Below are 21,238 nucleotides of genomic sequence, written 5' to 3' on the forward strand. Positions count from 1 at the left end.
TCCGGCGATTTACAATACTTTACCAATATGTAACCGGGGAATAAACATGTCACGAGGCGTCGCACACATCGGCAGGGACACCTACCGCACCACGCTGGAAGTCGGCGGCCATACGCTGGTCGCGGACGAACCGGAGCGCAACGGCGGCGCCAACGCCGGGCCGGCGCCGTACGACTATCTGCTGGCCGGCCTCGGCGCCTGCACCGCGATCACGCTACGCATGTACGCCGACCGCAAGCAATGGCCGCTGGACGCGGTCGACGTCTCGCTGCACCTGAGCCACGACGACGGCGCCTTGGTGGTCAAGCGCACGCTGGCGTTCAGCGGCGCGCTGCAGCCGGAGCAAAAATCGCGCATGGCGGAAATCGCCGAGAAAACCCCGGTCACGCTGACGTTGAAGGCGGGACTGCGCATCGACACCTCCTTCGCCTGATCCCCTCCCGGCGCGCCTCCGCGCGCGCCTTTCCCCTGTGCCGGCCAACAGGGCGAACCCTGCCGTATCCATTAATACCAATTCGTTGAAAAAAAGTTCAATTCAAGCGCGCGCGTGGATTTTTAGAAACCAATTACTCTGCGTGCTAAGTACGCTGGCGTACATAGGAGACAGTGTTTCCGTAAAGTTATTAATATAGTTTAATTTGCAAAAAATGCGCAATTTACTGCTGAAATTCAGCCATTTTATGAAAATAATTTCAGTTGACAGCGCAAATTGTCACTACTATATTTCGTTACTTGTTTCTAACGGGTAATTTTTAGCACTGAGGCAATGATGCACAAGGGGGCATAAATGAGAAATGCGGGCATGGCAAGTTGGCGACAGCGGCTACCGGTATGGTCGACGCTGTTAATCGTTTTATTGGGGGCGGGTAATACCACTTTGGTGCAAGCCGAAGGAGGGGTATTGCCGGTATCGAACCGTCTCAGCATCAATCTGGGCGAGACGCCGTGGCAATACCTGAAGGATTCCGATCCGCAGGACGCGATGAAACCCGGCTTCGACGATAGCAAATGGACGCCGGTCGGCGTGCCGCAATCGCCGAGCGACCAGGACACCTTCATCAACCTCGAGTCCGGCGGCGGGGAAGGGCAGTTGACCGGCAACATGAACTGGTACCGCAAGCACTTCAAGCTCGACAAGTCCTACGCGCGCCGCAAGATCTTCATCGAATTCGAGGGCGCGCACACCGGCGCCCAGGTCTACATCAACGGCCAGTTCGTCAAGGGCAACAGCACCGTCAACCCGAACGCGACCCACGTGCTGGGCTTCGTGCCGTTCGTGGTCGACATCACCGACTCCGTCAAGTTCGACGGCAGCGACAACGTGCTGGCGGTGCGCGTCGCGCGCGGCGCCGACTTCTTCGAGGCGCCCAGCTTCGGCGGCGCGTTCCGCTTCGGCCAGTCCGATGCCGGCCTGTTCCGTCCGGTGCGCATGCACATCACCGACCGCGTCCACATTCCGCAGAACGTCTACTCGGTGCTCAACACCTGGGGCACTTATGTCGCGACACTGAGCGCCAGCCCGACCGAAGCGCTGATCAAGGTCCAGACCAACGTGCTCAACGAGCAGGACACGCCGCAGCTGGTGACGCTGACCACGCAGATCGTCGACGACCGCGGCGTTGTCGTCTCGACCGCGCAAGACACGCGCACCGTGGCGCCGAACGTGCAGCCCGGCCTGCATCCGCTGACCTTCGACCAGAACCTGACCGTCAGCAATCCGACGCTCTGGTACCCGAACAACAGCACGGCCGGCAAGCCGTACATGTACAAGGTGGTGCATACCGTCAGCATCGACGGCGTGGTGGTGGACGCGGTGACGTCGCCGCTGGGCATCCGCACGATTTCCTGGGACCAGAACTTCCCGCTGATCAACGGCGTGGCCCACTACCTGTGGGGCGGTTCCGGCCGCTACGACTATCCGGCGCTGGGTTCAGCCATGCCGGCCGAGCAGAAGTGGCGCGACCTGAGCCTGCTGGCCGAAGCCGGAGGCAGCCTGTACCGTCCCGGTCACAACAGCGAAGGCCCGGAGTTCCTCAACGCGGCCGATGCCTACGGCGTGATGGTGATCCAGCCATCGGGCGATGGCGAAAACGGGTTTACTAAAGTCTGCGATGGAAACGTTTCCACCGAGTGCACGTCGATCAGCAACCAGACGCTGAAGAAGGAGCTGCACCGCGACATGATCGTGTTCGGCCGCAACAATCCATCGGTGCTGGCGTGGGAGGCCGACAACGGCTCGACCGACAGTTCCTTTGCCCAGCAGCTGAAGGAAATCTCCAAGGTGTGGGATCCGATCCTGACCCGCGCCCAGGCCGACCGCATGCCCAACCACGCCAACGGCGACATCTTCGGCTGCAGCGGCCAGGGTTGCGAGATCGCCAAGAAGCTCGGCGAGTTCGCCGATGCGCCGACCTGGGGCTCCGAATACTGGGGCGACGGCGTGGCGCGCGATTCGTGGAATTACGAACTGAAGTTCGGCGCCTCCTACCTGCGCGACTGGAGCAACAGCAAGCGCGCCAAGGCCTTCGGCATGGCGCACTGGTACCTGGCCGATTCGCCGGGTGAAATCAATACCCAGTCGGACGGCACGCTGAACACGCTGGTGCGCGGCAATCACGCCTCGATGATGGACAGCAACCGCATCCCGCGCCTGCTGTACTACATGTACCAGGCGGCGTGGACGCCGTTTTCCCTGAAGCCGGTCGTCAAGCTGGGCCACCACTGGAACCGCGCCGGCATGGTGCGCGTGAACGCCTTCAGCAACTGCCCGGTGGTGCGCCTGTCGGTCAACGGCAAACCGCTGGGCGACGCCGTGCCGAATTCGCAGGATATCGACGTCGGCGCCGACATCGGCCAGGACTCGGTGTCGCTGCCGTCGCAGGCGCACTGGGACGTGCAATGGGAAGCCGGCACGCTGCAGGCCGACTGCATGGACGATGCCGCCCACGTGCTGGCCAGCGACAAGCTGGTGACCTCGGGCGCGCCGGACCACGTGGTGCTGAGCGTCGAGCCGGAACTGCGCAAGCCTGACGGCAGCGCCTTCCAGCTGACCGCCAACGGCACCGACGCCGCCTTCGTGCTGGCCACGGTGGTCGATGCGCAAGGCAACCGCGTGTACGAAGCCCGTCCTGAAATCACTTTCAGCGTCAGCGGCGTCGGCACCTATCGCGGCGGCACCGACCACCTGGTCACGCCGGACAAGCCGCAGGGCTACCACGCGCCCGGCGATCCCAACCTGCAGGTCGAGGGCGGCCTGGCCAAGGTGGCCGTGCGCACCCAGTTCGTGCCTGGCCTGGTGACGGTCAACGCCAAGGTGCCCGGCCTGAAAGACGGTTCGGTCACGTTCGAAGTCAAACCGGTAGACAGCCTGGCCTTCTTCGACGGCACCACCACGCAGGTGGCCGAACAGCCGGTCAGCGCGCTGCAGATCGTGACGCAGCCGCTGCCGCAACTGGTGGCGGTCGGCCAGCAGGCGACCTTCACCGCGCTGACGTCGGGCACCGGTCCGCTGACCTACAAGTGGATGAAGAACGACCAGGTGATCGCCGGCGCGGAAAGCTACACCTACACCACGCCGCCGACTGCGCTGGGCGACAACGCCGCGCGCTACAGCGTGCTGGTGTCGAATCCGGCCACGCAGATCAGGTCGGATGACGCGGTGCTGACGGTGGTGGCGCCAAGCGCGCCGACCATCATCACCCAGCCGGCGCCGCAAAGCGTGGGCGCGGGCCAGAGCGCGCAGTTCTCGGTGACGGCGGGCGGTTCGCCCAAGCTGGCCTACAAGTGGTTCAAGAACCACCAGGAAATCGCCGGCGCCAATGACAGCACCTACGCCACGCCGGGCATGCAGACGGCCGATACCGGCACCGTCTATAGCGTCACGATCAGCAACAACGTCGGCAGCATTACGTCCGACGATGCCAGGCTGACGGTGGGCGCGCCGGTCGCGCCCACCATCCTGACCCAGCCGCGCAGCCAGAACGTGTCGTCCGGCCAGGGCCTGAGCTTCAGCGTGCTGGCCAACGGTTCGCAGCCCATGCATTACCAATGGCGCCGCGGCAAGGTGCTGGTCGGCGGCGACAGTCCGAGCTATGCGATCGCCAATGCCCAGACCAAGGACGTCGGCAGCTACACGGTCACCGTGAGCAACGACGCCGGCAGCAAGACCAGCAACCCGGCCACGCTGGAAGTCAGCGGCGGCAGCGGCATCAACCTGGCGCAGGGCCGCACCGCCATCTCGAGCACCGACCAGGGCGACAACCTGGCCGCCAGGTTCGCGGTGGACGGCGACGAAACCAGCCGCTGGAGCTCCAAGCCCGAAATCGACAAGTCGTGGATCGCGATCGACCTCGGTTCGGTGCAAAGCTTCGACCAGGTGGTGCTGGTGTGGGAAGCGGCCTATGGCGCCGACTACCAGATCCAGGTCACCAACGACAAGGACGACGAAGCCTCGTGGCGCACCGTGGCCAGCCAGACCGGCGGCCATGGCGGCACCGAAACGATGAACTTCCCGACCGTCGCGGCGCGCTATGTGCGCATGCTGGGCAGCAAGCGTGGCAGCGACTACGGCTACTCGCTGTACGAGTTCTCGGTGTACGACGTGCCGCAGTGCGGCGCCGGCGAGCGCTACACCACGCAGGCGGCGCTGCCGGGCACCTACATCTCGCACATCGACGGCATTCCGAACGGCCCGTTCGTGCCGACGGTGCAGGACAACGTCAGCAAGCTGCTGTGGCAACAGTACGTGACCACGTTCCAGCAGCAGGGCGCGCAGTTCACCCAGCCTGTCGCCGCGCAGTACTGCGCTTCGCTGGGCATGCGCCTGCCGACCCGCGCCGAAGCGATGACCATCGCCAGCTCGAACTACGCCGCCTGCGGCTTCCCTTCGACCTGGGCCACCTGGACCACCACCGTGGTGCCCAACGACGCCACCAACGCCTACCTGGCGTTCTCGAACGGCGCATCGGTGGGCGGCATCATCGTCAACACGCCGGGCTGGGCCCTGTGCGTGAAGGGCGATGCGGTGCCGGCGCCGGCGATCACCGCGCAACCGGTGAACCAGAGCGCACCGGCCAACCAGAGCGCAACCTTCACGGTCGGCGTCAGCGGCACCGGTCCGATGAGCTACCAGTGGTTCAAGAACGATATCCCGGAAGCGATCACCACGGCGCCGTTCTATGTGACACCGGAACTGAGCGCCGATGACAATGGCGCGAAGTACAACGTGGTCGTCAGCAATGGCGGCGGCGGCATCACCAGCGGCTACGCGGTACTGACCGTGACGGCGCCGGTGGACAACGGCGGCGGCAATGGTGGCGGCAATGGCGGTGGCGGCAACAATCCGCCGCCGCCACCTCCGCCGCACACCGACCCGACGTCGGACATCGCGGTCGGCAAGCACGTGACCGTCAGTGGCAACCAGGGCACGGCCGATACCTCGGCCGCGCTGACCGACGGCGACGTCAACTCGCGCTGGTCGTCCGGCCTCGACGACAAGTCGTGGGCGGTCGTCGACCTGGGCACCGCGCAGGCGTTCAACCGTGTGGTGCTGCGCTGGGAGGCCGCCTACGGCAGCGCCTACCACATCGAAGTATCGAACGACCAGGCTGACTGGAGGACCGTGTCGACGCAGACGGCGGGCAAGGGCGGTACCGAGGACCTGCGCTTCGACGCCGTGACCGCGCGCTATGTGCGCTTCAGCGGCGACAAGCGCGCCAGCCAGTACGGCTACTCGCTGTTCGCGCTGGAGGTCTACAACACCGCCAACACGCCGCAGTATGTGGTGTCGGCCAGCACCAGCAGCAACGGCACGCTGACGCCTGGCGGCGACAGCGCGATCTACCAGGGCGGCACGCAGACCTACACCGTGAATCCGGCGGACGGCTTTGCCGTGACGGCGATCGCGGTGGATGGCAACAGCATCGGCTTGCGCAACAGCTACACCTTCGACAACGTGCAGGCCGCGCACCGCATCAGCGCCAGCTTCGGCCCGCTGTCGGCCAGTGTCAACCTGGCGCTGGGCAAGCAGACCGATTCCAGCAAGCTGGAAAACGACGGCCATCCGGCGTCGCAAGCGGTGGACGGCAAGCTGGACAGCCGCTGGGCCTCGGCCTACGAGGACGAAGCGTGGATGCAGGTCGACCTGGGTTCGGTGCAGTCCTTCAACCGCGTCGTGCTGCATTGGGAAAACGCCTATGGCGTGGCCTACCAGATCCTGGTGTCCGACGACAACGAACACTGGGCGGCGGCCTATACCCAGACGGCCGGCATCGGCGGCATCGAGGATCTGAGCTTCCCGCTGGTGAGTGGACGCTATGTGCGCCTGCAAGGCCACAAGCGCGCGTCGAACTACGGTTACTCGCTGTTCGAGTTCGAGGTGTATAACAAGCCGATCGCACCGGCCATCGCCACCGGCCTGTCGGATGTGACGGTCAATGCCGGCCAGCCAGCCACCTTCACGGTGACGGCCAGCGGCACCGCGCCATTCACCTACAACTGGCTGAAGGGCGACGTGCAGATCGGCACCACCACGGTGCCGACCTTCACCATCGCCACCACCTCGGCCAGCGACGACGGCGCCAGCATCAAGGTGCAGGTCAACAACGTCGCCGGCAGCGTCACCAGCCCGGCGGCCAAGCTGACCGTGGTGTCGCCGCAGCCACCGCAGCAGCCGCAGCAACCGGTCTCGCCGAATACCGCGAACCTGGCGCAAGGCAAGATTGCCACCAGCAGCGGCAATGAAGGCGACAACGTCGCCGCCCCGTTTGCAGTGGACGGCGCCGGCGATACCCGCTGGTCTTCGAGGTTCGAGGATCTATCGTGGATCGCCGTCGACCTCGGCGCACCCACCACCTTCGACCGCGTGGTGCTGCGCTGGGAGAACGCCCATGCGGTGAAGTACGAGATCCAGGTCTCGAACGGCAATGACCAGTGGACCAAGGTGTATGGCCAGGACAACAGCAACGGCGGCGTCGAGGATATTTCGCTGGCGCCGGTCACGGCCCGCTTTGTGCGCATGCTCGGCACCCAGCGCAACACGCAGTACGGTTACTCGCTGTTTGAGTTCGAGGTGTACAACAGCGCCGCGGCGCCGCAGCTGGCCATCGCGGCCAGCGCCGGCGCGCACGGCGCGATCAGCCCGGCCGGCTCCGCCCCGGTGCCGCAGGGCGGTGGCAAGACCTTCAGCTTCCTGCCCGACCCCGGCTATACCGTGGCCTCGGTCAAGGTCGACGGCAACGACGTCGCAGTGCAGAACAGCTATACGTTCAGCAACGTGACGGCCGCCCACAGCATCGCCGTGACCTTCGCTCCGGCGGCGCCGGACGCCAACCTGGCGCAGGGCCGCAAGGTGCTGTCCAGCGGCGACGAGAACGACGGCACCAACGCCGCCAACGCGGTGGACGGCAAACCGGATACGCGCTGGTCGTCGAAGTTTGAAGACCCGTCGTGGCTGATGATCGACCTGGGCTCGGAGCAGCGCTTCAACCGCATGGCCCTGCAGTGGGAAAACTCCTACGGCAAGGCTTATGAAATCCAGGTCTCGCATGACGGCAAGGACTGGAGCCAGGTGATTTATACGCAGGACAACGGCAAGGGCGGCCTGGATGCCTTTACCTTCCCTGCGACGACGGCTCGCTTCGTGCGCCTGTTCGGCAAGCAGCGTTCCAGCATCTACGGCTACTCGCTGTTTGAAGTGGGCGTCTACAACGACGGCGGCGCCGATCCGGCGCCGGATCCGACGCTGCCGGTGATCGCGCGCCAGCCTGCGAGCCAGGCGCTGCTGCCGGGCCAAAGCGCCGGGTTCACCGTGGCCGCCAGCGGCACCGCGCCGTTCAGCTACCAGTGGCGCAAGGGCGGCGCGGCGATTGCCGGTGCCACCCTGGCCGGCTACAACACCCCGGCCCTGGCCGCGGGCGACGCGGGCAACAGCTACGACGTGGTGGTGACCGATGCCGCCGGCAAGAAGGTGACGTCGGCGGCGGCCACCGTGACGATGGGCGCTGCGCCTGTCTACACGGCCCAGCCGAACATGGTCAGCGTCGATCTGCGGAACAACACCAAGGGCGCCTTCCGCGACGACCAGGTGTATGTGGCGGTGATCGCGCGCGACCCGGGCACGCAGCGTTTCTCCTGGCTCAAGCCGGACGGCACCATCGTGCCGGCGGCGGCCGAGGACAACGACGGTCCCAACCACCTGAGCAAGAACGGCCAGAACTATGCCAACTACTTCTTCACGCTGGCGCAAAGCAAGACGCTGAACATTCCGAAGATGGATTCGGGCCGTGTCTTCGTCTCGCTGGGCGGGCCGATGTTCATCAAGATCCTGAGCGATATCAACGGCGACATCGCGTTTGCCGGTCCCAACGTGGACAATCCGACCGATCCGAACATCGACGTGAATTTCGACTGGTACGAGTTCAGCTACAACAACAACGGCATGTGGATCAACACCACGCAGGTCGACCAGTTCAGCTTCCCGCTGCTGCTCGATATGTATGGCAACGGCAACACCCGCCATGCGCAGACCGGTATCAACCAGGATCGCGCCACGCTGTTCAGCGCGTTCAACGAGGAAGTGCCGGCCGCCTTCCAGCCGGCGGCGGGTGCCTTGCGCATCACGGCGCCGACCAAGGGCAGCTTTGGCGACGGCCGCGCCAACGGCCATTACTTCGACGCTTACATCGACGAGGTATGGACTTACTATGCCAGCCACAACATGGCTGTCACCGTGGGCGGGCGCCAGTTCAACGGCGGCGTCGTCGGCAACCAGCTGGTGTTCACGGAAGTGGATACGCAGACGGGTGCCGTGAAGCCGGGCAACTTTGTGGTCGGGAAACCGAACACGCAGGATGTGTTCAACGGTGCGGGTCCGCTGGCCTTCGGCGATCCCGACCCGCTGAAGGGCGACAAGGCCGCCATGGAAAAGGCGATCGAGGCGCAGCTGTGCGCAGCGTTCAACCGCCATGTCGCGCTGGACACGAGCAAGTGGACCGTGCCTTCCGCCTGGTACAAGGCGGCGCCGGCGAACTTCTTCGCGAAGTTCTGGCATGACCACGGCATCAACGGGCTGGCCTACGGCTTCCCGTACGACGACGTGGAAAACCAGAGCACCACGATTCAGGAGCCTCAACCGGAACACCTGATCTTCGGCATCGGCTGGTAATTCAGCACCGCAACACTCCGGAGCCCGGCCACGTGCCGGGCTTTTTTTCGTCCCGGCGGGAACTCGCGGATGGGGCCGCAAGTCTAATCAAGGCAAGTTGAGCCGTACCGTTGATTTTCTTGATTCGACTTTCTCACCTGGGGATTGCCATGAACTTGATGAAACGTTTGGCGCGGCTGCTTGCAGCCGCCGCCAGCTGTACCGTCGTCACCGCCGGCGCCGCGCCGTTGCTCAGCGAAGGCTTCGACAATATCGCCACCTTGCCGGCCAGCGGCTGGGTGCTGCAAAACAATAGTTCGCCGCCGGGCACGACCTCCTGGTTCCAGGGCAATCCGGCCTTGTTCCCCGCGCCATCCGGTCCCGCCAATTCCTATATCGCGGCCAACTTCAACAACGCGGCATTCGGCGGCGCCGTCAGCAACTGGCTGATCACGCCCGAGCTGGCGTTGAACAATGGCGAGGCGATGAACTTCTCGCTGCGCCTGCTGGGCGAAGGCTTCCTGGACCGGGTCGAAGTCTACCTGAGCACCAGCGGCGTCAGTACCGACGTCGGCTTCGACGCCGCCTCGACCGGCGTGTTCACCTTGCTGGCCGCCTTCGATTCGACGGCGGATACCGGCTGGGTAGCGCGTTCGGTGCTGGTCGACGGCCTGGCGGCGCCGGCCAGCGGACGTTTCGCCTTCCGATACGTGGTCGACGATACCGCCGTCAACGGCGACTACATCGGCATCGATGCGGTCAGCGTCAACGCCACGGCCATCCCCGAGCCCGGCGCGATGGCGCTGATGCTGCTCGGCGGCTGCGCGATGTTCGGCGTGCGCCGCCGCTTGCGGCCGCGCCACTGGCTGGCCGTCTCCGGCCTGTCGGCGGCGGCGCTTGCCGCCCAGGCCGCGCCGATGGACAACGGCGTCATGAGCTTTCCTAACGTGACCGTCGTCGCGCAACCGTCCGCCGCCGTGGCGCCCTCGCAAGAGGGCGGTTTCAAGGCCTACAAGGATCCCGCCACCGGCAAGCTGGGCGCTCCGACGGCAGCCCAGGCGGCCGCGCTGAACGCCGCCGTCCAGGCCGCCAAGCCTGCCGCCAGGTCGCGCGTTGCCGGACCGAAGATGATTCATCCAGCGCAAGGCGGCATCGGCGTGCTGCGCGACAAGCCGTACTCCAGCTTTGCCGTCGCCAGCAGGGATGCCGGCGGCGTGACGGAGCAGTGCGTGTCCGGAGAGCAAGCGGCACTGGCCGCGATGAAAGGAGAACGGAAATGAAACGCCTTTTATCCGCCTCCGTTGCAGCATTGGCGCTGCTGTTCTCGTCGGCAAGCTGGGCCGCCGCCACCATCGCCATCGTCAACGGCGACCCGGCCGGCGTCGGCTTCAATGACACCACGCCGGCCGCGCCCGTCGGCGGCAACCTCGGCACGACGCTCGGCGCCCAGCGCCTGAACGTGTTCCAGGCGGCGGCCGCCAAATGGGGCGCCACGCTCGACAGCGCCGTGCCCATCCGCATCCTGGCCACCTGGGATGCGCTGCCTTGCGACGAGGGCGGCGCCGTGCTCGGCGCGGCGGGCGCGCTGGCCGTGTTCTCCGGTTTTCCCGCCGCGCCGGTCGCCAACGCCTGGTTCAGCAAGGCCGAGACCGACAAGCTGGTCGGCGAGGACGTCGAGCCGGACACGCCCGACATCCGCGCCACGTTCAACGTCAATCTCGGTCAGCCCGGCTGCTTCACCGGCACCCCGTTCTACCTCGGCCTGGACAACAATCACGGGCCGCTGGTCGACCTGGTGACGGTGCTGCTGCACGAGTTCGGCCACGGCCTGGGCTTCCAGACCTACACCGACGACGAAACCGGCGAACAGCTGGCCGGCGTTCCCAGCATCTGGGACTACTTCCTGCTCGACACCACCCTGGGCAAGTTGTGGAAGGACATGAGCGACGAGGAACGCGTGTTCTCGGCCACCAATTCCGGCCACCTGGTATGGAACGGGCCCATCGTCACGGCGGCGGCGCGGACGCTGCTGCAGGCCGGTGCGCCGGTGCTGACGATATTGTCGCCGGCCAGCATCGCCGGGGTGGACCAGGTCGGCGCGGCCAGCTTCGGTCCTCCGCTGGGCAGTCCGGGCATCACGGGCGAGGTGATGCAGGTGATCGATACAGCGCCCGACCTCGGGCTGGCCTGCAATCCCTTGTCGCCGGCGAACGCGCTCGCGGTGCGAGGCAAGATCGCGCTGATCGATCGCGGCGCGTGCACCTTCGTGGTCAAGGTGCGGAACGCGCAGGACGCCGGCGCCATCGCCGTCGTCATCGCCGACAACGCGCCCGGTTCGCCGCCGGCGGGGCTGGGCGGCACCGATCCGGGCATCGTCATTCCGGCGGTCCGCATCACGCAGGACGACGGCCTGCGCCTCAAGGCCGCGCTGGCCAAGCGCACGCGTTTGCATTCGGGCGTGTTCGCCAACCTGGGCGTCAACCTGGCGATGCGCGCCGGCACCGACGCCGCCGGCCGCGTGCTGATGTTCGCGCCGAATCCCGACCAGCCGGGATCGTCGGTGTCGCACTACGACACCAGCGCCTTCCCGAACCTGCTGATGGAACCGGCCATCAACGGCGACCTGCTGCATGAAGTCGCACCGCCGCGCGACCTGACCTTCCCGCTGTTGAGGGACATAGGCTGGTAGCCGGCGTTGGGGCGACTGACTAGTGTTTCAGCCAGCCGCCGCCAAGCGCCTTCACCAGATAGACCGAGCTGACCATCTGCTTGCCGCGTATCTGCACCGCCAGGCGCTGGTTGTTGAGCAGCGTCTGCTGCGCGGTGATGACGTCGAAATAGGTTTCGACGCCGCCGGTGTAGCGGTCGTTGGCCAGCTCCAGCACGCGCTGGGAGCTGCGCACGCTGGCCTCGGACAGCGCATGGGCGCGGCCCAGCGTGGTCAGGTTGCTCATGCCGTCCTCGACTTCCTGCATCGCCACCAGCACGCTCTGGCGGTAGTTGGCCACGGCGCCGGTGTAACCGGCCTTGGCGATGGCGACAGTGGCGTCGTTGCGGCCGGCGTCGAACAGCGACTGCGTGACGGCCGCGCCCAGCGACCAGATCAGGTTGGGCGCGGTCAGCAGCTTGCTCATTTCGCCGCTGTCCCAGCCGCCGGTCGGTTGCAGCGTCAGCGATGGGAAATTGGCGGCGCGGGCGACGCCGATGTTGGCGTTGGCGACGGCCACGGCGCGTTCGGCGGAGGCGACGTCCGGCCGGCGCTGCAGCACGTCGGACGGCACGCCGACCGGCAGCGACGGCGGCGACAACGTCACCACGGCCGGCGCCAGCTTGAAGGAGGGCGCCGGCGTGCCGGTCAGCGTGGCGATCGCATGTTCGTATTGCGAGCGCTGGCTTTGCAGCAGTTCCAGCTGGGTCTTGCTGGCGTCCAGCAGCGACTGCTGTTGCGCCAGATCCAGGCCGGTGGCGGCGCCCAGTTCGTGGCGCGCCTGGATGAAGTCGTAGGCTTTTTGCTGCAGCACGAGACCCTGGTTGAGTACGTCGATTTCGGCATCCAGTTCGCGCAGGTTGAAGTAGTCTGCGGCCAGTTCGGAGGCCAGCACCAGGCGCATGTTTTCATAGTCCGCCGCGGCCTGTTCGGCGCCGGCGCGCGCGCTCTGCACGCTGCTGCGCACGCGGCCGAACAGGTCGGCCTCGTAGTTGACGGCAAAGCCCAGCTGATAGTGGTCCAGCGCCTGCCGGGTGCTGGCGGTCTTCTGGCGCGCGGCGCCGGCCTGCAGCGTCGCCTGCGGGAACAGGCCGGCCGAGCTGACCGTCACCTGCGCACGGGCCTGCTCCAGCCGCGCGGCCGCCGCGGCCAGGCTCTGGTTGCGCGACAGCGTTTGTTCGGCCAGCTGGTTCAGTTGCCGGTCGCCGAAGACGGTCCACCAGTTGCCCTTCAATTCAGCATCGGCGGGCGCACCGGAGCGGAAGGTGGCGGCGGACTGCCACATGGCCGGCATGTCCACCGGCGCGGGCTGCTCGTACACGGGCGCGCCGGCGCATCCGGCCAGCGCGAGGCTGAGGGCGATGCCTGTTCGGTACTGCAATCTCATGGCTGCGCTTTCTGCGCGCCGCCAACGCCGGCATCGGCCTTGGGCGGCCGCACCGACACCACGTCGCCGTCGGCCAGCGAATCCGCCGGATTGACGACCAGCTTGTCCTCCGGCGTGGCGCCGCCGAGAAGCTCGATGCTGTTGCCCAGGTCATGTCCCAGCGTGACCGCCTTCAGTTTGACCTTGCCATCGGCGCCCACGACGGCCACGCGCGGACCCTCGGGCCGGAACAGCAGCACGTTCGACGGCGCCAGCAGCGCATTCGAGCTGCCGCTCAACGGCAGCGCCACCTGCACATAGGCGCCGGCCAGCAGCGCGTTGTCCTTGTTCGGCAGGTTGATTTCTATCTGCATGGTGCGCGTGGCGGCATCGATCGCGCCGGCGGTACGCACCACGGTGCCGCTGAACTGCTGGCCAGCCAGCTCGGCCTGCGTGACAGTCACCTTGTCGCCGACCTTGATGCGCTGCGCATACGTCTGCGGCACATACACGTAGACCCGCAGCGGGTCGATCTGCGCCAGGCGGAAGAGGGCACGGTCCGCGCCGCCGTTGCCGCCGTTGATCAGGTCCCCGACCTCGACGTTGCGGCTGGTGACCACGCCGGAGAACGGCGCCAGCACGCGCTTGAACTCCTCGGTCTTTTGCAGGCGGCGCACATTGGCGTCCGCCGCCGCCAGGTTGGCCTGGGCCTGCGTGTAGGCGCTGCTGCGCTCATTGAGTTCCTGTTGCGTGACAGCGTCCTTCTTGCGCAAGGCTTCCCAGCGCTCGGCCGAACTCTTGGCCAGTTCCAGGCTGGCCGCAGCCTGCTGGCGCGCCGCCACCGCTTGCGACAGTTGCTGGTCCACTTCCGGCGTATCGATTTCGGCCAGCACCTCGCCCTTGTTGACGCGGCTGCCGATGTCCTTGGTCCAGCGCAGCACGTAGCCGCTGCTGCGCGCGTAGATCGGCGATTCGATCATGCCCTGCAGCGTGCCCGGCAGCGACAGCGGCTGGCCGCCTTTTGCCGCCTTGGCGTTGGTGGTGACGACGTACTGCTGGTTCAATTCCGTGGTGGCGGCGGCCAGCGCGCTGGCGTGGAAGCCGCGCTGCACCAGCGTCAGGGCGCCGCCGGCCAGCAGCAGCGCCAGCGCGACCAGGCCGACCAGCTTGGCGCGCTTCAGCACCGGTCCCCGATGCGGATGGCGGTGTTCATGCGCGCCATCCTCCGGCGCGCTGTGGATGCCAAGTGCGGCGTGACGTTGTTCGGACATATCAGGTATTCCCTTCTGCGACGGCAGGCATGGAGGGCGCGCGGCGCGCGGCCCGGTGTTCGAGGTAGCGGTGGACGCCGGCAAAGACGATAGGCACAAACAGCAGCGTGGAGACGGTGGCGAACAGCAGGCCGCCGATCACGGCGCGGCCCAGCGGCGCGTTCTGTTCCGCGCCTTCGCCCATGCCGATCGCCATCGGCACCATGCCGATGATCATCGCCAGCGCCGTCATCAGCACCGGCCGGATGCGGGTGGCGCCCGCTTCCAGCGCGGCCGACAGCGGCGGCAGTCCGTCGTTCAGGCGCTGGCGCGCGAACGACACCATCAGGATCGAGTTGGCGGTGGCCACGCCCATGGTCATGATGGCGCCTGTCAGCGCGGGCACGCTGAGCGTGGTCCCGGTCAGGAACAGCATCCAGACGATGCCCGCCAGCGCCGCCGGCAGCGCCGTGATGATGATGAACGGATCGACCCACGACTGGAAGTTGACGACGATCAGCAGGTAGACCAGCACGATCGCCATCAGCAGGCCGACACCCAGGCCGACGAAGGAGGTATGCATGGTCTCGACCTGGCCGCGCACGTCGATCTTGCTGCCGCGCGGCAGCTTGGTGCGCATCTCGTCGACCAGCTTCTGGATGTCGCCCGCCGTCGCGCCCAGGTCGCGGCCCTCGACGCTGACGAAAATGTCGATCACCGGCGTCAGGTTGTAGTGCGAGATGATGGCCGGCTGGGTGGTCGGCGCCACGCTCACCAGGCTGCTGAGCTGCTGGGTGGCGCCGGTGCCGTCGCCCGCCGCTCCCGGCGTGCCGGCGCCGCGCACCGGCGTGCGCAGCAGCGCGTCCAGGTCGTCGATCAGGTATTGCGGCGACTGCACCGCCACGCTGTACACCACGCCGTTGCTCGGGTTGAGCCAGAAGGCCGGCTGCGTCACGCCGCTGCCGGACAGGGTCACCAAGAGGTTCTGCGCGACGTCGATCGGGTTCAGGCCCAGTTGCTTCATCTGGCTGCGGTCCATTTTCAGGCCCAGGGTCGGCAGGTCCATGCGCTGCTGGATGTGGACGTCGACCGTGCCCTGCACCTGCTTGATCTGCTTCATCAGCTGCGAGGCGACTTCGTAGTTGCTGGCCAGGTCCTTGCCGGCGACCTGGATGTCAACCGCCGCCGGCTGGCCGAAGTTGAGGATCTGCGTGACGATGTCGGCCGGCTGGAAGAAGAACTCCACGCCGGGGAAGCGCTTGGGCAGCTCGCGCCGCAGCTTGTCGATATAGATCTGCGACGGATGGTGGTCCTCGTGCAGCGACATCAATATCTCCGCGTCCAGCGTGCCGATGGTGCCGGCGTTGCTGTACGAGAGGTTGATGCTGCTGTACGGCGTGCCGAGGTTGTCGAGGATGGTTTGCAGTTCCTCTTTCGGGATCACTTCGCGGATGACTTTTTCCACTTGATCGGTCACGCGCGCGGTCTCCTCGATGCGGGTGCCGGTCGGCATGCGCATGTGCAGCCGGATCTGGCCCGAATCGACGCTGGGGAAGAAATCGCGGCCGATGGCGAACACCAGTCCCAGCGACAGCACGCAGAACAGCAGGAAGGCGCCGCCGAAGCGCTTGCGGTGCGTCAGCAGCGAGGACAGGATGACGATGTAGCCGCCGCGGAAGCGCTCGAAGGCCGCGTCGAAGCGCAGGTACACGCGCTGCATCATGTTCGGCTTGTCGTCCGCTGACTTTGGCGCATGGTCCATCATCATCATGACCATGGTCGGCACCAGGGTACGCGACAGGATGTAGGAGGCGATCATCGCGAACACCACCGCCTCGGCCAGCGGCACGAACAGGTAGCGCGCCACGCCGGTCAGGAAGAACATCGGCACGAACACGATGCAGATGCACAGCGTCGACACCAGCGCCGGCACGGCGATCTCGCCGGCGCCTTCCATGATGGCCTTGTGCAGGTCCGAGCCCTGGTGCAGATGGCGCTCGATGTTCTCGATGGTGACGGTGGCGTCGTCCACCAGGATGCCGACCGCCAGCGCCAGGCCGCCCAGGGTCATGATGTTGATGGTCTCGCCCAGCATGTACAGCACCAGGATCGACGACAGGATGGACAGCGGAATCGACACGGCGATGATGCAGGTGCTGCGCCAGTTGCCGAGGAAGAGCAGGATCATGGCGGCGGTCAGCGCGGCGGCGATGATGGCCTCGCGTATGACGCCGCTGATGGCGGCCTTGACGAACAGCGACTGGTCGAACAGCGGCGTGATCTTCAGTTCCTTGGGCAGCGACTGCATGGCCTGCGGCAGCAGCGCCTTGAGCGTGTTGACGATGTCCAGCGTCGACGAGCCGCCGTTCTTCAGCACCGACAGCAGCACGCCGCGCTCTCCGTTCTGGCGCACGATATTGGTCTGCGGCGAGAAGCCGTCGCGCACCCGCGCCACCTCGGACAGATAGGTGATGCTGCCGTTCTTGCTCAGCACCGGAATCTGGTTCAAGCCGGCGATGGTGTCGGGCGACGCGTTCATGCTGACGTTGAATTCGGCGCCGCCGATCTTGGCGGTGCCGGACGGCAGGATCAGGTTCTGCGCGCTGACGGCGGCCACCACGTCGGTCGGCGTCAGGCCTTTTGCCTGCAGCGCCCTGGTGTCCAGGTCGACCGAGACCAGGCGCGACTTGCCGCCGTAAGGGTAGGGCACGGCGGCGCCGGGTATCGTGACCAGCTGCGGCCGCAGGAAGTTGACGGCGGTGTCGAACATCGCCTGCTCGGTCATGGCCGGGCTGGAGAGGCCGAGCTGGATCACCGGAATGCTGGAGGCGGAATACTTGATGATCAGCGGCGGCTGCATCCCCGGCGGCAGCTGGCGCAACTGGGACTGCGAGATCGCCACCACCTGCGCCAGCGCGGTCTGGATGTTCGCTTCCGGCTGGAAGAAGATCTTGATGACGGAGGAACCGGCCAGCGATTGCGACTCGATATGCTCGATGTCGTTGACGGTGGTGGTCAGGCTGCGTTCGGTGGAGGAGGCGACCCGCTGTCCCATCTCCTGCGCCGACAGGCCGCCGTACTGCCAGATCACGCTGACGACGGGGATATTAATCTCGGGGAAAATATCGGTCGCCATCTTGGTCAGGACCAGAGGCGTGGACAACAGTATCAGCAGCGCCATCACGATAAAGGTGTAGGGCCGCCGCAAGGCGATTTGAACGATCCACATGCTGAAATTTTCCGGGTCTACAGTGACTTTAGCGGAAAATCATAGCACGAGCCGGTGCGCGGCTAGCGGCTTGGAACTCAGAGATACTTTGAATACAGTGCGTTACACGCAGGTGGCGTCGGGCACGGGGGCGGCGGTCACGTAATCGACGATGAGGTCGGCGGCGACGTCGGGGATGCTCAAGAAACGCGCGCCGTTGCGATAGCGGCCGTGGGTGCCGACCAGGGCGCTGTGCAGCACGGTCAGCGTGACCTTGTTCTGGATTGCGCTGCCGGGGAAGCAAAAGTCCAGCACGTAGCCGTTATTGAGCGGCAGCTGGTGGTCGCTGACGAAGGCCACGCCCATGCGCGATATATCGATGATCTGCACGACGGCCGTGTTTCGTCCATCCATGTCACTGACATGGGCATCCACCTGCAGCAACCGGCGCACATGTTCTCTTCTTGGGTCCATGGCTACAGTATGACAGATTCGCGGGGCATAGGCGAGTGCATAGGCTGCGGCGGTGCGTTGTCGCACATACCGCCCGCCGGAGCTTATTTACGCTGAGGCCAGGCACCTGAAAAACGGCTGAAAACGGAGAATGTCATGGCGGCGGAGCAAAAACAGCAGCAAAGACGCATCAAGAAGATCCTGGGCGAAGTGTTCGGCATGGAGACGCTGCGCGACGGCCAGCGTCGCGTGATCGACAGCGTGCTGGCCGGCCGCGACACGCTGGCCGTGATGCCCACCGGTAGCGGCAAGTCGCTGTGCTACCAGCTGCCGGCCTGCCTGCTGGAGGGGGCGACGGTGGTGGTGTCGCCGCTGATCTCGCTGATGAAGGACCAGGCCGAAAAGCTGGAGGACGGCGGCATCGCCAGCGCCGCCCAGATCAACAGCAGCCTGTCGCGCAGCGACGAACTGGCGGCGCTGGACGCCATCGGGCAGGCCGACAAGGACGTCATCTTCTGCACGCCGGAGCGGCTGGTAACGGCGGATTTCCTGGCGCTGCTCAGGCAAAGCCGCATCGCCCTGGTGGTGGTAGACGAGGCGCACTGCATCTCGCAGTGGGGGCACGATTTCCGTCCGGCCTACCTGGAGATCGGCGCCGCGCTCGATGCGCTGGGCCGGCCGCCGCTGCTGGCGCTGACCGCGACCGCCACCGACGACGTGATCGCCGACATCCGCAACCAGCTGGGGCGGCCGCGCATGGAGGTCGTCAACACCGGCATCTATCGCGCCAACCTGCATTACCGTGTCAAGCAGGTCACCAACCCGGATGAAAAATACGCCGCCGCGCTGCAACTGGTGCGCGACAGCGAGGGCGTGGGCATCGTCTACGCGGCCACCGTCAAGGCGGCCGAGGAAATGCACCAACTGCTGCTCGATGCCGGCGAAAGCGTCACGCTTTACCATGGCAAGCTGCGCGCCTCCGAGCGCGCTGAAAACCAGAACCTGTTCATGAGCGGCGAACGCCGCGTGATGGTGGCGACCAACGCCTTCGGCATGGGCATCGACAAGAGCGATACCCGTTTCGTCATCCACCTGCAGGTGCCGGCCAATCTGGAGGCCTACTACCAGGAGTCGGGCCGCGCAGGGCGCGACGGCCTCGATGCCGAGTGCACGCTGCTGTACTACCACGCGGACAAGCGCCTGCAGCAGTACTTCCTGGTCAAGCACTATCCGTCCGCGCTGGAGCTGCGGGCCGTGTACGAAGCGGCGGTGGCGCTGGGCCAGCCCTCGTTCTCGGAGGCGGAACTCAAGTCGCTGGTCGATCAAACGCCGGCCAGCCAGCTGAAAATCTGCCTGAAGATGCTCAAGGACGGCAAGCTGTTGAAGCGCAACCGCAAGATGGCCTATGTGCTGGCGCCCGGCACGCCGAAAGCGGCGCAGTTCGAGCGCATGGCGCAGGTGTATGCGGACAAGCACGAGCGGGACCGCGCGGGGCTGGAGCAGATGGTGTCCTACGCGCAGAGCGGCTACTGCCGCTGGAAGCTGCTGCTCGATTATTTCGGCGACCGTCCGGACGATTTCGAGCGCTGCTGCCGCTGCGACAACTGCCTGTCGCCGCCCTCTATCCAGGACAGTCCGCTGCAGCTGGAACCTTCACCGCCACTGGAGCCGGCCGGCGCACACACGCAAACGCCAGCAGTGCCGCCAGCAGCAGCAAGCCGCCCGATACCAGCATCGCCCCCCGGATTCCGCTAAGGACTTCGAGGCTGCTGCCCGAGCTGACCAGCGCGCCGAAGATCGCCACGCCCATCGCGCCGCCCACCTGGCGCGCCGTGTTCAGCACCGCCGACGCGGTGCCGGCCTGGCGCCGCTCGACGCCGGACAGGATGGAGGTGGTCATCGCCGGCACGGCCAGGCCCATGCCGGCCGGGATCAGGGCCAGTCCGGGCAGCATCTGCAGGAAGCTGGCGTCGTCCGAGATGCCGATCAAGCCCAGCAGCGTGTAGCCCGACGCGCCGATCATGGCGCCCAATATCATCGGCGTGCGCACGCCGGTACGCGCCTGCATCCAGCCGCTGGTGATGTTGGCGAAAATGAAGGTCCCGGTCAGCGGCAGGAACACCAGTCCCGCGTGCAGCACGCCGAAGCCACGCACCTTTTGCAGGTAGAAGCTGAGCACGAAGATCACGCCGTAGTACGAGAAATTCATCAATACCCCGAACAGCACGGCGCCCGAGAACGGCGCTCCGCGGAACAGCCCCAATGGCAGCATGGGCGACTTGCCGCGCGCCTCGACCCAGACAAACAGCGCGGCGGCGACGGCGGCCAGCGGTATGCCGCCGCGCACCAGCCAGTGCTGCCAGCCCAGCGATTGAAATTCGATGACGGCGCCGATGAAACTGGTCAGCATGACGATCGCCAGCAGCTGGCCCTTGACGTCCAGGCTGCGGTGAGGATCGCGGCCGGCCGCCGCCGGCACCACGCGGCCGGTGAGCCAGAAGCCGGCGACGCAGATCGGGATATTGACCCAGAAGATGCTGCGCCAGCCGAAGCCGGGCAGCGACATCAGCAAGCCGCCCAGCACCGGCCCGACGGCGATCGACACGCCGCCGGCGGCCGTCCACCAGGCGATGGCCTTGCCCAGCATCGCCTTGTCGTCCGCGTAGGCGGCGTTCAGGATGGCCAGCGAGCTTGGTACCAGCAGCGCGGCGCCGATGCCCTGCAGCGCGCGGGCGACGTTCAGCACCATCGCGGTCGGCGCCATGGCACAGGCCACCGAGGCGGCGGTGAACAGCGCGAAACCGGTCATGAAGGTGCGGCGCGAGCCGAATTTGTCGCCCAGCGCGCCGGCCGACAGCAGGAATACGGCGAAGCCCAGCGTGTAGGCGTCCACCACCCACTGCAGGTCGGTGACGCCGGCGCCCAGTTCGTGCCCGATCTGCGGCAAGGCGACGTTGACGATGGTGACGTCCAGCTGGACGATGATAAAGGCGAAGCTGCAAGCGAGCAGGATGGCCAGGGAGGGAGTGTGCGAGGTTTTCATGGCTTCACTATAGAAGTCTTTGACTATTTAAAAAAATGAATAATAATGAAGATATCTATCTCTTTTTAA

At 66.0% G+C, this 21,238-nt stretch carries 9 protein-coding genes and 1 pseudogene; 5 read left to right on the top strand and 5 right to left on the bottom strand.

Annotated features, from left to right (window positions below):
• The first annotated feature begins 46 nt into the window (after positions 1-46).
• The 4 genes from ACSQ3S_RS15995 (at position 47) to ACSQ3S_RS16010 (ending at position 11,831) form a co-directional block, all read left to right on the top strand.
• Positions 47-433 carry an OsmC family protein gene (locus ACSQ3S_RS15995; RefSeq protein WP_436142991.1) on the top strand — a complete coding sequence of 129 codons (387 nt, stop codon included), beginning with the start codon at positions 47-49 and terminating at the stop codon, positions 431-433.
• A gap of 468 nt (positions 434-901) precedes the next feature.
• A complete protein-coding gene (locus ACSQ3S_RS16000; RefSeq protein WP_436142992.1) occupies positions 902-9,163 on the top strand; it encodes a galactose-binding domain-containing protein in 8,262 nt (2,753 codons plus the stop codon).
• Positions 9,164-9,312: 149 nt separating this feature from the next.
• Positions 9,313-10,422 carry a choice-of-anchor J domain-containing protein gene (locus tag ACSQ3S_RS16005; RefSeq protein WP_436142993.1) on the top strand — a complete coding sequence of 370 codons (1,110 nt, stop codon included), beginning with the start codon at positions 9,313-9,315 and terminating at the stop codon, positions 10,420-10,422.
• On the top strand, positions 10,419-11,831 hold the full coding sequence (locus ACSQ3S_RS16010) for a PA domain-containing protein (RefSeq protein ID WP_436142994.1): 1,413 nt from the start codon (positions 10,419-10,421) through the stop codon (positions 11,829-11,831). The genes ACSQ3S_RS16005 and ACSQ3S_RS16010 overlap by 4 nt, the downstream gene beginning before the upstream one ends.
• A 19-nt stretch (positions 11,832-11,850) precedes the next feature.
• Here the strand turns inward: ACSQ3S_RS16010 and ACSQ3S_RS16015 are convergent, their stop codons facing one another.
• The 4 genes from ACSQ3S_RS16015 to ACSQ3S_RS16030 form a co-directional block, all read right to left on the bottom strand.
• Positions 11,851-13,236 carry an efflux transporter outer membrane subunit gene (locus ACSQ3S_RS16015; RefSeq protein WP_436142995.1) on the bottom strand — a complete coding sequence of 462 codons (1,386 nt, stop codon included), beginning with the start codon at positions 13,234-13,236 and terminating at the stop codon, positions 11,851-11,853.
• Positions 13,233-14,486 (bottom strand): efflux RND transporter periplasmic adaptor subunit, encoded by a 1,254-nt coding sequence (locus ACSQ3S_RS16020; RefSeq protein ID WP_436142996.1) that lies wholly within the window; start codon positions 14,484-14,486, stop codon positions 13,233-13,235. The genes ACSQ3S_RS16015 and ACSQ3S_RS16020 overlap by 4 nt, the downstream gene beginning before the upstream one ends.
• A gap of 1 nt (position 14,487) precedes the next feature.
• Entirely contained in the window at positions 14,488-17,694 is a 3,207-nt protein-coding gene (locus ACSQ3S_RS16025; RefSeq protein WP_436142997.1) for an efflux RND transporter permease subunit, read from the bottom strand.
• 102 nt (positions 17,695-17,796) lie between these two features.
• Positions 17,797-18,147 carry a PilZ domain-containing protein gene (locus ACSQ3S_RS16030; protein ID WP_176650556.1) on the bottom strand — a complete coding sequence of 117 codons (351 nt, stop codon included), beginning with the start codon at positions 18,145-18,147 and terminating at the stop codon, positions 17,797-17,799.
• Between the two features lie 135 nt (positions 18,148-18,282).
• On the opposite strand from ACSQ3S_RS16030, the pseudogene ACSQ3S_RS16035 reads away from it, so the two are divergent.
• Positions 18,283-19,725: pseudogene (locus tag ACSQ3S_RS16035) on the top strand (RecQ family ATP-dependent DNA helicase); the annotation flags it as partial.
• A gap of 22 nt (positions 19,726-19,747) precedes the next feature.
• On the opposite strand, the gene ACSQ3S_RS16040 reads toward ACSQ3S_RS16035, so the two are convergent.
• On the bottom strand, positions 19,748-21,169 hold the full coding sequence (locus tag ACSQ3S_RS16040) for an MFS transporter (protein WP_436142998.1): 1,422 nt from the start codon (positions 21,167-21,169) through the stop codon (positions 19,748-19,750).
• Positions 21,170-21,238: the final 69 nt, after the last annotated feature.

Origin of the sequence: Duganella sp. LjRoot269, from assembly GCF_964254095.1 — a bacterium.
GTDB classification, from domain to species: Bacteria; Pseudomonadota; Gammaproteobacteria; order Burkholderiales; family Burkholderiaceae_D; genus Rugamonas; species Rugamonas hordei.

What these genes read in the sequence shown, in the direction of transcription:
- ACSQ3S_RS16015 (WP_436142995.1), bottom strand. Translation starts at nt 13,236, where the DNA reads ATGAGATTGCAGTACCGAACAGGCATCGCCCTCAGCCTCGCGCTGGCC.
- ACSQ3S_RS16005 (WP_436142993.1), top strand. Translation starts at nt 9,313, where the DNA reads ATGAACTTGATGAAACGTTTGGCGCGGCTGCTTGCAGCCGCCGCCAGC.
- ACSQ3S_RS16020 (WP_436142996.1), bottom strand. Translation starts at nt 14,486, where the DNA reads ATGTCCGAACAACGTCACGCCGCACTTGGCATCCACAGCGCGCCGGAG.
- ACSQ3S_RS16010 (WP_436142994.1), top strand. Translation starts at nt 10,419, where the DNA reads ATGAAACGCCTTTTATCCGCCTCCGTTGCAGCATTGGCGCTGCTGTTC.
- ACSQ3S_RS16025 (WP_436142997.1), bottom strand. Translation starts at nt 17,694, where the DNA reads ATGTGGATCGTTCAAATCGCCTTGCGGCGGCCCTACACCTTTATCGTG.
- ACSQ3S_RS15995 (WP_436142991.1), top strand. Translation starts at nt 47, where the DNA reads ATGTCACGAGGCGTCGCACACATCGGCAGGGACACCTACCGCACCACG.
- ACSQ3S_RS16030 (WP_176650556.1), bottom strand. Translation starts at nt 18,147, where the DNA reads ATGGACCCAAGAAGAGAACATGTGCGCCGGTTGCTGCAGGTGGATGCC.
- ACSQ3S_RS16040 (WP_436142998.1), bottom strand. Translation starts at nt 21,169, where the DNA reads ATGAAAACCTCGCACACTCCCTCCCTGGCCATCCTGCTCGCTTGCAGC.